Here is a 14,622-nt window from a genome sequence, read left to right on the forward strand (position 1 = left end):
TGTACAACTTTTTAATACTCATACGGTTATTTATTTAATTCCGCCAACGGGTTAATATAGTCGTTACATACGGAGCTAATTCATAAACCTGCCCATCAACAAACACAGACATCACTTCTTCAGTCAATTCACAAACAAGCTGCTTTTCCAGCATATCCATATCAGGCTTTCCAAAACTATAACTTTTACCAGATACAACAAATCCCCAATCAAGAATTCCATCCCACAAATAGGGCAAACTATTCAAATTCAATTTACTTCGCATACGAATATCTGAAGGAGAAGTTGATTCCGCCGTTATATCAAAAAAATCAGGATACAACTTCCAAGATAACTCCGGTAGTCTTTTAAGAACAATTTCCTGATTTATATCGAAAATCTGACATCCCAAAGCTCTCAATAAACATATAATTTGACCACTAAGTAAATGATTACACTGCAATGTCGATTTATTTCCTTGCTGATCATTCTTCAATGTTAATGCAAACAAACTTTTATAACCCAACAATAAAGAAACATAACAATCCTCTTTATTAAATAGAGAAACAGCCAGACCGGCTTTTAAACCAGCACTTATTTCAGTAAAATCTTGCCCTGCATCTATTCGAAAATTATCCAATGTTTTCGAAAACCCAGTATTACCTTCGTCAATAAATACCAGCTTACCAGCTCGATTATAATCAAATCCGAAAACTTGGTCAATATCAATTTCAAACAAATCGCCCTCAATAGAATTTATCCTCATTGTCAGTTCTAAACTTAGAGGTATTTCTGGAACGAAACTAACAGGTTTGGTCTTTATCCATCTTTGAATAGGTCGAAATTTCAATATCCCCAAGTCAATCTTTATTCTTTGATTACCTAGTCCCTTACCTGCTTTAATTTGTAAAAGAGCACGTCCTTTCAATCTTATCTTTGAAGAACATTTCTCCAGATATGGATAATTAAAATCTAAAGCTCCCTCAAAACGAACTGTCTCTAGGTGAACATCTGCTGTCAAAACCAATTTACCATCATTTGATTTCCACTCTTTTTTTAGATAGATCTCCGGTATTTGCAATGACCGATTTTGGACAGGATCAGACAAGAAAGATGCCTCATCATTATAAACTCCTAGAAAAGATTCCTTAAGATCCACATTATAAGCATCACTACCTGTTCCTATAAGTTCTACCAAAGGAACATCCTCCAATAAGATATGAGTCTCATCCCCCTCCGAAATAATCTCTTTAACTTTTCCCATAAAGCCATAAGGTGCCTTATCTACAGAAGCACCACAAACAATCTCTCCCTCTATCGGACATTCATCATCTGGAAGATTAACAAAAGAGAGCTCATTTTTTGAAACTTCTTTTAAATGCCGCTCAAGAACATCAGCCTCCCAAACTTTTGATTCTGGCCGTACAAGTTCTTCCTCTTCTTCTGCTGCTTTTTCATCCTTTAGTACTTTTTCTATCTCTGAACCACTACAAGATGAGTATATTGTTATAAATAAAACAAGTTTCAACCCTAAAAAGAGCCAGTTTAGCTTACTCATATATTTCATATCTTATTGATTCATCGTAAGAATACGTGTACATCTTTATATATACAGGATTGATAAGGAGGCTTGAGCTGATTAATAAACTGGTCATATAAAGGATGAGAAGTTTCTATAATTAAGACCTCTGCATCTTTTACCTGCTCTAACAATTGTGGATCTTCTTCAAATCCAAAACGTGTATTCCGATAGTCTACTGGAGCAATATCAATCAGTCCATAAAGATGAGGAGTCACAAGATAGTTCCATTGACGTGCTACAACTGTTTTTGATTCAGGTGGAACTACTTTTTGTAAAAAACGAACAACCTCAAGCTGCTGATTCCTAGTTATTATACAATGGTTATTTTCATCTTCTCTTATAATTTGATAATCTTTAGTCGCCTTTACAAGAAAGAAGATGGCAAGTAATAGAACAACTAAACAAGATGCAACTCGAACCCAAGTGAACGAAATGTTACCGATTATAATTGCTATCAACACCACAACATAAGGAACTATAAAAATCAAGTAGTGAGGCGATGTATCATAGTAATTCTGCAACAATAAGAAGAATATAGAAATAACCAGAAATATCATTCGCTTTATTTCTAACCTACTAACTTTATTCCAAATAAACGGAATCAACAGTACAATAAAAAACATATGAAAGAATCTTTTCCGAAGCACTTCTACAACTCCTGAGAAGCTTCTTTTCCCATATCCTGTTCCTAACAAAAGAGTAAAGTAATCTCCCTGACCTGTCAAGCAAACAAAAAACAAATGAACAATCAAAACAGAGATCAACGACCATAAAGCAACCTGTAAAACTGCAAAGATTCTTTCTTTTATTGTCTTATCCACTCTTAATAATAAAATTAGCAGGGCATAAATTGGTGCATACAACAAGGCATATTGCTTACACAAGAAGGCTAATGTTAAACAAAGCCCAGCTACTCCTAAATGCTTTTTGTTTTTCAGTAAAATGCAAGTTCCCAATAATCCCCAGAAAGTAGAAAAAGGTTCCAACCCCAAAAAGACAGATTCTACTGAGTAAAGATATATTACATACAAAACAATAGCATATTGTCTTATGAACTTATTAATCCCGAAATTCTTTAATATCAACCATATCAGATATCCATTTGCCAAATTAAAAAAAAAGGCAATATACATTGGCACTAATGGAGAAATATCTGTTCCACAAAGTACATAAGGAATACTTAAAAGATAAAAAACAAAAGGAGGATACCCCAAACTGATGTCACGATATGGGACCAATCCTTGTGCCATACTCTTTGCCGCTCCTACATAATATCCATAGTCAGCATTAACCGGAGCTATTGTCAAGCTATAAATATAACTGCAAATTAAAATGAAAACAAATAGTATGTAACCATATTTGCTGAACATCACCCTATTATTTTTTATCATATACACCTGTTTTTTCTTACACAAAAAGGAAACAGTCCCTCACTATATCAATAAAAGAAAGCGTTAACCTCAAATCTTAAATTAGCTACAAACAATGCGGACTATCTCATCCACCTCTGCATCTGTCAACTCATAAAACATAGGCAAACGTATTAAGCAGTCCGCAAAATGATCCGTATTAGCCAATACTCTTCCATCATGTTTATTATGATAATATTCACTGCTGTGCAGTGACAAATAGTGAAATACTGCCAGTACCCCATTCTCCTTTAGCTTCTTGATTAATTCAGTACGCTGTTCCAATGATTGGCAAACCAGATAATACATATGTGCATTGTTAGTTGCATAATCTGGAATATTAGGCAGGGTAATATTCGGCAAAGCGACCTTTAATAAGGCATCATTATACCGGTTCCATAGTTCTTTCCTACGCAACTGGATATTCTCCAGATTTTCTAACTGTGCCCACAGAAACGCAGCAATAACTTCCGAAGGCAGGAAAGAACTCCCCGTATCAACCCAACCGTATTTATTTACTTCCCCACGAAAGAATTCGGCACGGTTAGTACCTTTCTCCCAAATAATTTCTGCACGACGGATAAAGCGTTCATCATTGATAGCCAACATTCCACCTTCCCCAGAAATTATATTTTTGGTTTCGTGAAATGAAAAAGCTGCCAAATGTCCGATACTCCCTAAAGGTTTCCCTTTATAATAAGAATCAATCGCCTGAGCAGCATCCTCAATTACTAAAAGATTATATTTTCGGGCCAAGTCCATAATAGGATCCATATCACAAGCCACTCCTGCATAATGAACAGGAACAATTGCCTTTGTATTAGAAGTAATCAATTCTTCAATGCGGGTAGCATCAATATTCGGATTATCAGGACAACTGTCAGCAAATACAATCTTCGCTCCCTGACGGACAAAAGCCAATGCTGTTGAAACAAAGGTATATGAAGGAACTATTACTTCATCACCCGGCTGAATATCAGCCAGTATAGCACACATTTCCAAAGCATCAGTGCAAGAGGTCGTTAATAGAGATTTCTTAAAACCATACTGTTTCTCGAAATACTCCTGACATTTCTTGGTAAACATCCCATTACCTGAAAGTTTGCCACCATACACTGCCTGGTACATATAATGTGCCTCTTTTCCTGTTAAATAAGGTTTATTAAAAGGTATCATAAGATTGAAATTTCACGTGATAACATTGTTATTAAATCATAGCCATCCCAAATCAAAGAGAAATCTGTCGTTTTGCCAATTGGCACTATACGATCTATTCCTTTGATATGATTATTTAAAACAAACCGTTGCAACTCATCTTTCGAGAATCCGAAATAAGCCAACGTTTGATATTTAGTAGTAACAATAGATGCCAGATCGTTAAAATCGTTGGTTGAATATTCAGAAAAATATCCACCAGCACACCTATATTGAGGAATATCAGAAGATAATTCTCCCAACCTGACACGCCATAGGTTATTGTTCTTATTTTCCTCCTTTATCACATCCGACAAAATAGCCTGTCTATAAAATGCAGACAATTTATCAACAGCTAAGATAGGTTCTAACTTATATTTCCGGTCAACATGCTGCTGCAAAGCAGTCCAAAAGTATTCCTTTGCTTTTTCTATCTTGTCCGCCGTACCTACCCATACCATTAGTTGCGGTGCTGAACAAGCATTTTGATCAAACAGATAAGTATCATTATAAAAGCCCTCGACAATCTTATCTAAAGAAGGCTCTTCAAGTATAGATATTGCGTTGAGCACACAAACAGAATAACGGTCAGCAAATGCGATATCATAACTTCGCGGAGGAAGTGGTGATTGACGGATGGTACGAATAGTTTCATCACCTCCCCAAATAACCCTAACATCAGCTAAAGCCGAATAGGTAGTAGTTTCTATTCCACCACGCTCATACTTAATCAAATGAACCATCCGGGAAACCGTATCAAACCGTTCATCGTCTGAAAGTGTTCGAATCGCTCCAACAATTAAATCTACTTGACGAAACTGTTTTCCCGGAAGTCGCACTATATTATTATTCCCTGACAATAATCCACAAATCAGAGAATAGGCAAAATTGACCGGAACATTAGAGGGAGCAATATGAAAAACAAGCCCCCGCCCCAAACGCAAAGAATTAGTTGCATGCTCTTTCTGAAGATGTAACAGATTTGCCTTTCTACAGAAAAAGGCAAATGTCACTACATCCGGATAATGCCTTACTTCAGGCATCCGGAGTAATATCGACGAAAGTTCATTCAAATAAAGAATTACCTCATCAGAGAAAGGTGACAAGGGGTAGGATTGTTGAAATTCCTCATCTGATTTATATTGATTAAACAGCCATTCCATAATTATCGTTTTAATTGATATGTATCACTGCATCCTCGGATTTCCGCATTCTGAATCCGTCCTAATATCTTAAAGTATTTTCCTTTGCGACCACATGGACAATCATCTTCGCCCAACAATACACCTTCATCTTCAGTCAGCAAAGAGTGCCCGGGATAGCTTCTCGGCAACATAGAAACAACCTGTATCAGTCCTTTCTCATTTTTTTCAGCAAGACTAAAGTCATCCGTTCTACGAATCAATACATCAGAGAAAAGAGGAGCATGCAGATGCCCGCACTCACATTCCATATAAATCGTTCCTGTCTGTTCGACCATTCCATAGTAGTCGTACACTTTTGACAGTCCACAAACTTCAGATAATCGCTGTTTAAACTCTTCCGGACTTACTTTCTCCGAAATCAATTTCTTCCAGCCTCCTCCATGTATCAGCAATCCGTTGCTTAGATCCAGATGAACATCCAGTTCCTTCAACTGCTTGTAGAAATGCCGCCAAATCATAAAAGTGAAACCAAACAAGAATATCGGCTGACCTTGATGCTGCTCCAGAAAAGAACGTACTCCTTCGACATCAAGTTTCATTTCAGCATCAAGAGCATAATAGCGCTTGGATCCAAACATTGAAAACCCCAATATACCCGCTCCCCGTGCTGAAAACATAGCCCGGTTCTTGATTACTTCCGAACTATCCAGAATTAACATCGGAACCCGTTGGTTACCAATAAATGAAGAAACTATTTTAGCCAAGACTTTTGTTTGCAGACTAGACGTTTCGCGATCTAAATAGATCTTAGAAACAGCTTGTCCCGTCGTCCCGGAAGAGGTCATTGTTTTAACAACCTCATTTCGAGGAACACTCACTAAGTCGAACTCCTTAAATAAACGAACAGGTAAAAAAGGTAAGTCCGTATAATAAGGTAGATTATTTAAGTCCAAATTCAAAGCCTGAAGAATCTTACGATATGGTTCGCAATATTCCGCATGATACTTCGTTAATTCCCGAATGACCTGATTCATCAATACACCCTTTTCTTCTCTGTTCAAAGAATAAGGGCTTTGTTCTAATATTGCGTTAATATCAATCATTTATTCTATACTTAGATGAGCGTATAATACTTTTCCTGAATTATTCTTAGGTATTTCATCTATCTGCCTTACCACGAAAGCCGAAATATGAATACCTAACTTATGAGCTATAAACGACCGAATTTCATCTTCCTTTCCGGATTGGAGAGTATAAATATACATCTTATCATCCCTACCAGTACATACAATATCCGGATAAAGTGCTTTCAGAAGCTGTTCAGAGGCGTCTAAATTAACCCGGTTTCCGAATATCTTAATAAACCTCTTTTTACGCCCCACAATATAATAATAGCCATCACTATCCACTTGAGCAATATCCCCCGTTGCTAAACATCCTTGATTTTCATCCCCCAGCGACAGATCGTCCTGTGACTCAGCATATCCTAAAGATACATTTTCTCCAAAATAGACCAATTCGCCACTTTTTCCAGTTTCAGTGATTTCATTTCCCAAATCATCCATCAACATAAAACGTCCTCCCGGAATGGGTATTCCAATGCTCCCAATTTTATCCAATGTCTGTTGATATGGCAAATAGCTCATCCGCGCCGTAGCTTCTGTTTGTCCATACATTACAAAGAAGCGCTGCCCCGTCTTTTGTGCATGTAATGCAAAAAATTCAATCAAATTATCATTCAATTTGCCTCCAGCCTGTGTTATCGTCCTCAAATCCGGAAGATTCATCCGCTGAAATCTCAAACGGTGAAGCATTTCGAAAGTATAAGGAACACCTGACATAGAAGTGACCTTCTGCTCTTTAAGCATATTCCAAAACTCCTTCTCCATCAATCCACGTTTAGATAAAAGCAAAGTTGCTCCTTTTATTATATGGCTATTGATAACCGATAACCCAAAAGAATAATACATAGGTAACGACGTTATCGGTCGTTCTTCTGCTGTAATATCTAAATATTCGGCTATGGAAGAAGCGTTTGCTGAAAGATTCTGATAGGATAGACGCACTAATTTAGGGCTCCCGGTACTTCCTGATGTGGTCAGAAGCAGTCCTAAATCTGTATGTAAATGGATTTGACCGGAATTCAATTCAATTAATGAGTATCCATAATCCTGATATATCAGCTTGGCATTCGCAAACTCCTGCACTCTGGAATCAGGCATCCAGATAAGATTCGGCTGATACTTTCCAACCAATCCCTGCAATAACTCAGAATCCAATTTAGCATCCAACATCAGAACCACCCATCGATTCTGCATAAAAGAAAGATATCCCATTAACGAACCTATACTATTTTCTGCTAAACAAAAGACTAAAGGTCGCTCACGATACACCTGTCCCATATTTCTTGCAAAAGACAAAGCTTGAGAATAGCTATAGGAGTTTCCATCCTCGTCAATAGCAAGAACTGACAACATATATTTTTGGAGTATATCTTTTATTGAATTCATTAGATCAAAGATATTATTTTATTTCCCACTCACATTCCTCCATCTATCCGGATTATTTGACCGTCAATAAAGCGAGATGAATCAGACGATAAAAAAACAACTAATTCTGCTATTTCATCTGGCGTTCCTAAACGCCCCAAGCTACTCTGTCCAACCATCTTATTTACAGCTTTATTGTCTAGCTGTTTAACGAGTTCCGTATTAATCAACCCAGGTGCCACAGCATTAACTCGAATTCCGCTCATTGCTAATTCTTTAGATAACATCTTAGTCAAATAAACCATGGCTGCTTTACTTGATCCATATGCTGTAAATCCTTCCATTCCATCAATACCTGCAATTGACGCCATATTAATAATTACTCCACAGCCTCTTTTCCTCATCCACTTCACCACATACTGTGTTATTTGAACTTGGGAGAAGAAATTTATTTCAAAAACTTCCCGGAGTTTTGCCATTGAAGTCATCGAAAATAGACCGCCAAAAGCCACTCCTGCATTATTTATCAGAATATCTATCTGTATTTTCTTCTGAAAAATCTCCCGCATAGCAGAAGTAATACTCTCCGGATTAGCTAAATCAACAAATACAATTTCTATGTTAACATCATAGTTCTCACAAAGAGTATTCAAATATGCTGAAAACTCATTGGAAGCAGTTCGAACACAAGCTACTATATTAACTCCTTGTGAAGCAAACTTAGTTAGAACATCTTTTCCAATACCACGATTACAACCAGTAATCAGAGCTGTTTTCCCACGTAAATCACTATAATTCGACGCCATATTTTCCTGTCAAAATCTCAATTCCCTTCTCATAAGACGATAAATCAATAATATCATCGGTCTCCATCATAATATCGAATGCGTCTTCTAAGTTAGCAACTAAAGTCATATGACCCACTGAATCCCACAACTCTACCGATTGATAGCTCAGCCCGTGCAATTTGTCCTCTGTAATCTCCAAAGTTGAGATAAACACCTGATTATACTTCTCCAAATTTGTCATTTCTTATTATATAATTAGTTTCAATTTCCAGAATTATGCTTTATAAATACATTGTAGATCTTATTTGGTAAAAAGCCTAATTGCGTATGCAATTTAACGATCGGCAAATTGTTAGATGAAACATAAGTCGAAATATATCTTCCACCTCTTTTCATTACATCTTCTATAGGCTTAGCCAATACAGAAAAGCCCAATCCTACTTTCTCCTCATTACCAAGATACAATCCTGCAAGAAAAGGATAATAAGTCTTTTCATCTAATTGCTTTTGAGTGAAAAAGCCAATAGCATGTTCTTTATAAGCTATTTCAAATAATTCTGCTCCTCGCTCCATTTCATCCTTTATCCAACACTTATATCGATGAGCCGCTCTCGCTTTTGTAAAATTAGGATCAAGATAGATACGATCAGTATTAAAAAGACCTTTATCTAACTCTGCCTCAAATCTATCCAGCTCATCCTGTGCTGACAGTTTGCGGTAATGAATCTGCGAATTAAACCGTTGTTCTAAAACAGAGAGTCGGTAATTGCGAACATCTAAAAACATGTTGATATTTGCTTCTATAAAAACATAACCTAGTTTCGCCAATAAAAAATGAGCTTCAACATTAGGAGTATCAACCTTTATAACCAAATATTGAACAGAAGACAAGCGAGACAACTCATCTTGTATATATAACAGAGAATCATCTTTCTCAATTGTCACTTCACAACAAGTAACTCCTAAATTTCGTTCTTCCCAAAAAGCATTTATTATCTTCATTTTTCAAGATTCATAGTTTCATCAATAATAAATAGTTGCCTATTCTTAACCTCATCAAATATTTTTCCAATATATAGTCCTACAATACCCAATACAAAAATAGTCATTCCGCCAACAAACCAAATCGAAAAGATCGTTGTGGTATAACCATGTACCAAATTTATACCTGTAAAATAAGCAATGACATTATATAATGCTAAAAGTACAGAAATAAAGGAAATTACAAACCCAAACTGAACAGCTAGCAACAATGGTTTAGTACTATTGGAAACTAAAACATCCACCGTTAATTTTATTAATTTAGACAAAGTATAACTACTACTGCCTTCATACCGTTCCGAATGAGCAACATCAATAGTTGTAGCTTTAAACCCTAAATAAGCGATCAAAGAAGGAAAAGAACGAGCTTTTTCAGTCATCTTATTGTATTCTTGGATAACCTTCTTCTTATAAATCCCAAAATTCGCAATTGTTCGATCACTCTTACTACCACTTAAATATGAATAAGCTCGATGAAAAGCCCGGGAACTCATTTTCTTCCAGAAACCATCCTTTCGCTCCACCCTTCGGGCATAAACAATATCCCAACCTTCTAAAGCTTTCGCATATAAATTAGGGATCTCATCGGGACGATCCTGCAAATCACAGTCCATCACTACGATCCACTCACCTGATGCATAGCTTAGCCCAGCTGTTATCGCATAATGTTGCCCAAAATTACGGCTCAGATTTATACCTTTTACTCGCGAATCTCTACTGCAAATCTCACGTATCTTTCTCCACGAATAATCAGGCGAAGCATCATTCACCAATACAATTTCGAAATCGGACGTTAAAGGTTCTACATTCTTAATAATTTGTCGAACCAGTTCATCTACTATATTCTCAGCCCTATAAATTGGAGATACTATGCTTATTTTCATATCGTTTTCTTTTTAATAATAATAATCTCAGATAATTCATCCTCAACTACGACTTCCAGAACTGTATCTATCTGATAATTCTTCTTTATACAGTATTGTATATTATGTATCTGGGGTTCACTACCTTTAGACATAAAGATCAAGATGGGCTTTTCCACAAAATCAAGATGTGAATCCATCCGCCTATGATTCAAAGGTATTTCCGTCATCCAGCCATTACCTATCATCCTAGCATTCAACGATTTAAAACTCGATGTAATACTAAATGGATTTAGTCCCTCCAAAGTAATACTATTACCGAAAGGAGTAAAATCACAATCAATAGAGCTTTTGATCAAATCCAACTGTTTAATAACTAATCGGCTTTGCTCTTTTTTAACAGCATACATATCAACTGTCTGTTTTACAATCGTGTGCAAAGTTAATAAATAAAGCACAGATAAAACTACAATCCTCCAACACTTCTTTTGATAATTGACAATCATCAGGATCATAATTAACATTAATGGAGTAATAGCAGAAAGAAAAACACGCTCTTTAACTGTTGCATTAAGAGATACCCATGAAAGTAACATAAAGAATGATAACCCTGAAAAAAGTAAGCCCCATCGATAGGTTACCTTCCGTTCAAATATCAATAATAATATTAATAGCAAAATACAAATGATTGTATCCACATAAAAACAGATCCATGTTTTTACATTCTGAAGTTTATCAGAAAGAGGCTTAATATCCAATGACTCCTTTATTTGGGCAATCACATGCAAATCCAAAATTGCCGGATCTGCAATAAAATAAGCTAAATTCTGTAAATCATTAATATCCGCAATAGAATAAGTAGGATTATCAGTAAGCAATCTTGCAAAATTAGGGTTATCATTCAATGCTCCACGAATCCGATTGTAATCTACATAATACCGCCATTCGGAATTATGTTTATATACTTGAGTATCTATAACCCGTGCTAGTATAGGAAGAACAAGAATAACAGATAAAATTAGAACTGTATTCAAAAGTTGACGTTTACTTCGTATTCGTCCACTCAATGGGAACATCATCACTGGAGCATAAACTCCAAAACAAAGCATCGCAGCTTCAAAGCGAATCAAGCTACCAATTAAAAAAAGGAATAGTCCAAAAAACTTAACTTTCTTTCCTCGCTCAAAATACAAAGACAATCCAGCACAAGCAACTATAGCAGCCGTTGTTGTAAATTGGAGTCCAACAATAAACCGAGCTTGCAATACAAGCAACAGTAGCAACAACAATAACTGACCAAAAGCTGTAGTAATCCGCTTACTATATACCCATAATATTATAGAAAAACTTACAATATGGAGCAGGCAAAACAAAATAGTATACCATTCCAGACTGGGTATAATAAAATATAATCCTTTCAGCAAAAGACCATAAATTACATTAATAAAGACCAAATGATAATCTGGCGTACCAGAGTATGCCCCAGAAGAAATCATTAACATCACCACATCATCATTCGTCTCAAAGCGAATTGATAAAGCCCAAGACATAAAGAGAAAAATAACCACCCAAGCCACCAACGCCAGAGGATATGTAAACGTTACTCCTTTCTTCGACACAAAAAGAGTAACCAAACGAATAAGTCTATCCATTCTATAATTTCACAGTAACAATAATACCAAGCATTATTATAAGCAATCCCAGCAGCTTTCCGATTGTGAATGTTTCTCCAAGCACAAAAATTCCAACAATAAAAACCAGTGCAGGAGAAAGAGACATAAATGGATAAGCATAAGTTAGCTCAAACTTGGTCATCGCTAACATCCAAAAAACAGAAGCAATAAATGCACTCACAAATCCCGAGAATATCAATGGATCAAATAAAAATTTCATATAAGAAACAATCATCTGTCCTATTCCCCCAGTCGTGTTTAAAGACCAATTCAAATCTGAAATTCGCCATTTCAGAATAATCTGACCGTATACGGTAAATAGAATGGTTAAAAAAACATATAAATATCCCATAGTTAAGTTTTGATTAGGCATGCAAAGATACGACTAAGCAGAGAAAAAGACAAATAAAATTGTTTTTTTTAAGAATACACAAGTTACTTATTTATAAGATACCACTAAGTAAAACTAAATAGAATCTGCAAAAAGAGTCCCGTTACCAATGATTCATAGAAAATAAAAACACTTCAAACAAATATTATAAAATAAATCTTTATATATTTGCCAATAATATAAATCAAAATAAGAAATAAAATGAGAATTGGTATATTATATATCTGTACGGGCAAATATGATATTTTTTGGAAAGATTTTTACCTAAGTGCAGAACGTTATTTTATGCAAGACCAATTCTTTATTATTGAGTATTATGTATTTACCGATACTCCTAAACTATACGACGAAGAAAACAACAAACATATTCACCGAATCAAACAAAAGAATTTAGGATGGCCTGACAACACATTAAAACGTTTCCATATATTCCTTCGTATCAAGGAACAGTTAGAGCGAGAAACCGACTATCTCTTTTTCTTCAATGCCAATCTCTTATTTACCAGCTCCATTGGCAAAGAAATTCTACCACCATCAGATAGTAACGGATTACTAGGAACTATACACCCCGGATTCTACAATAAACCGAACTCCGAATTTACATACGAGCGAAGAGATGCTTCTACTGCCTATATCCCAGAGGGAGAAGGTCGATATTATTACGCTGGAGGGCTTTCAGGTGGATATACAAAGGCCTACTTGAAACTCTGCACAACAATTTGCTCATGGGTTGACAGAGATGCCACAAACCATATAATACCAATTTGGCACGACGAATCTCTAATCAATAAATACTTTTTAGATAATCCACCAGCTATTACATTGTCCCCTGCATATCTATACCCAGAAGGTTGGCTCCTTCCTTTTGAACCAATAATCCTCATTCGAGACAAAAATAAACCCCAATATGGCGGGCATGAATTATTGCGAAGAAAAAGCTCTTTATGGGAAAGGATTAAGCTAATCTGCCAAAAATTTAAATCGGCTGATTAGTTATCCAATTTTTCTCTATTATAAAAATACAGAATTATGGAAAACTCCTTTCCACTGATATTCAACTTTATCATCACAAAGAATCACTATTTTATCTGCACTATCTCTCAATAAAGCACCATACTTTCCCAAAGTACCTTTACTTGTTATCTGATGTTTGCAATAAGCTATCAAAAACAAATCCATATACCCCTTATCTGAACCATTTATATCCACCACCTTGTAATTCTCATTTGCAAATTCAAGATAGGGAATAAGTTCTGATGCCACCCATTCCGGCTCATCTGAGAAAAAGTAAAAAAAAGGCATAACAGTCTCTTTTTCCATATAATCAACAGCCCTTTTAAAATAGCTCAAAGAAGCAGGCTTCCCATACGCTCGAACTTCAACACTTAAATCACCCCGTCGAACATGCACTGCTACAGGATTGATATTCTGTTTTATTTCTGACATTAACATTTTGCTACCCTCATCAAATATTTCAGATGAGATTCTATAAGTAGACATAAATGCGGGTACCCAAATATTTATCGGCAAATGATAATATCCACCTAAATAAATAGGGGGATTTTTTTCCAAAAATGAAAAATCATCTATCCATTCCGATGTATTATTCCCAACATAATAAAAATGTCTCTTATAATAGGAGATTTCGAACTCTGTTGCAATTGTCAGCCCCAAATAAGGAAACACTTTCAACAAATCAAAATTGCGGGCAAATTTATAATCCATGTCACTTCCCCATTCCTTATAAAAGGATAGATCATACACAACCTTACATCCACGCTTTCTAAAAAATTCTCCCAACAAATATTGGAGCATTTGAGAACAAATACCACCATCCATCAACACTACAACCTTAGGAGTAACTAAGCGAGCCTTCAACATTCTTTTATAACAACTTCTTTGCCACCTTCTAATAATACTCATTTCTTTATATCTTATTTTACCAACTATACTGCAACAGATTCAAATCCTCCAACCAGCTAGATTATAAGCGATAAACAATATATGCTTCATATCTCAACGCCTTAATTTATCTGAGCACATTACAGTTTATGGCGCATATTATAAT

At 35.8% G+C, this 14,622-nt stretch carries 14 protein-coding genes; 1 reads left to right on the top strand and 13 read right to left on the bottom strand.

The genetic code is table 11. From position 1 onward, the window contains the following. Positions 1 to 34: 34 nt before the first annotated feature. The 12 genes from ACT8YW_RS17770 to ACT8YW_RS17825 form a co-directional block, all read right to left on the bottom strand. Positions 35 to 1,537, bottom strand: a complete 1,503-nt coding sequence (locus ACT8YW_RS17770) for a hypothetical protein (RefSeq protein ID WP_444106509.1) — start codon at positions 1,535 to 1,537, stop codon at positions 35 to 37. A gap of 20 nt (positions 1,538 to 1,557) precedes the next feature. Further along, complete coding sequence (locus tag ACT8YW_RS17775; RefSeq protein WP_444106511.1) at positions 1,558 to 2,952, bottom strand: ArnT family glycosyltransferase; 1,395 nt, start codon at positions 2,950 to 2,952, stop codon at positions 1,558 to 1,560. Between the two features lie 81 nt (positions 2,953 to 3,033). Continuing rightward, positions 3,034 to 4,146: a dTDP-4-amino-4,6-dideoxygalactose transaminase gene (rffA, locus tag ACT8YW_RS17780; RefSeq protein WP_444106513.1), complete on the bottom strand. Its 1,113-nt coding sequence runs from the start codon at positions 4,144 to 4,146 to the stop codon at positions 3,034 to 3,036. Next, positions 4,143 to 5,327: an acyl-CoA reductase gene (locus ACT8YW_RS17785; RefSeq protein WP_118195464.1), complete on the bottom strand. Its 1,185-nt coding sequence runs from the start codon at positions 5,325 to 5,327 to the stop codon at positions 4,143 to 4,145. Before ACT8YW_RS17785 ends, rffA begins: the two co-directional genes overlap by 4 nt. 2 nt (positions 5,328 to 5,329) lie before the next feature. Beyond that, entirely contained in the window at positions 5,330 to 6,412 is a 1,083-nt protein-coding gene (locus ACT8YW_RS17790) for a LuxE/PaaK family acyltransferase (RefSeq protein ID WP_444106515.1), read from the bottom strand. Beyond that, complete coding sequence (locus ACT8YW_RS17795) at positions 6,413 to 7,819, bottom strand: AMP-binding protein (RefSeq protein WP_444106517.1); 1,407 nt, start codon at positions 7,817 to 7,819, stop codon at positions 6,413 to 6,415. Between the two features lie 29 nt (positions 7,820 to 7,848). Then, positions 7,849 to 8,604 (bottom strand): SDR family NAD(P)-dependent oxidoreductase, encoded by a 756-nt coding sequence (locus tag ACT8YW_RS17800; RefSeq protein ID WP_444106519.1) that lies wholly within the window; start codon positions 8,602 to 8,604, stop codon positions 7,849 to 7,851. Next, entirely contained in the window at positions 8,588 to 8,827 is a 240-nt protein-coding gene (locus tag ACT8YW_RS17805) for an acyl carrier protein (RefSeq protein ID WP_195654836.1), read from the bottom strand. Before ACT8YW_RS17805 ends, ACT8YW_RS17800 begins: the two co-directional genes overlap by 17 nt. Positions 8,828 to 8,847: 20 nt before the next feature. Next, positions 8,848 to 9,588, bottom strand: coding sequence for a hypothetical protein (locus ACT8YW_RS17810; protein ID WP_444106521.1), 741 nt, complete (start codon positions 9,586 to 9,588; stop codon positions 8,848 to 8,850). After that, positions 9,585 to 10,511 (bottom strand): glycosyltransferase family 2 protein, encoded by a 927-nt coding sequence (locus ACT8YW_RS17815; RefSeq protein ID WP_444106523.1) that lies wholly within the window; start codon positions 10,509 to 10,511, stop codon positions 9,585 to 9,587. Before ACT8YW_RS17815 ends, ACT8YW_RS17810 begins: the two co-directional genes overlap by 4 nt. Further along, the gene (locus ACT8YW_RS17820; protein ID WP_444106525.1) at positions 10,508 to 12,142 is read right to left on the bottom strand and encodes a hypothetical protein; all 1,635 of its coding nucleotides are present in this window, start codon (positions 12,140 to 12,142) and stop codon (positions 10,508 to 10,510) included. The genes ACT8YW_RS17815 and ACT8YW_RS17820 overlap by 4 nt, the downstream gene beginning before the upstream one ends. A 1-nt stretch (position 12,143) precedes the next feature. Next, positions 12,144 to 12,536, bottom strand: a complete 393-nt coding sequence (locus tag ACT8YW_RS17825; RefSeq protein WP_444106527.1) for an EamA family transporter — start codon at positions 12,534 to 12,536, stop codon at positions 12,144 to 12,146. Positions 12,537 to 12,755: 219 nt separating this feature from the next. Between ACT8YW_RS17825 and ACT8YW_RS17830 the strand changes: the two genes are divergently transcribed. After that, entirely contained in the window at positions 12,756 to 13,547 is a 792-nt protein-coding gene (locus ACT8YW_RS17830) for a family 6 glucosyltransferase (protein WP_444106529.1), read from the top strand. Between the two features lie 18 nt (positions 13,548 to 13,565). Here ACT8YW_RS17830 and ACT8YW_RS17835 read toward each other — a convergent pair whose 3' ends face one another. Continuing rightward, entirely contained in the window at positions 13,566 to 14,477 is a 912-nt protein-coding gene (locus ACT8YW_RS17835) for an alpha-1,2-fucosyltransferase (protein ID WP_004322485.1), read from the bottom strand. Positions 14,478 to 14,622 lie beyond the last annotated feature (145 nt).

The organism is Bacteroides sp., assembly GCF_052357945.1.
In the GTDB taxonomy this organism is placed as follows: Bacteria; Bacteroidota; Bacteroidia; order Bacteroidales; family Bacteroidaceae; genus Bacteroides.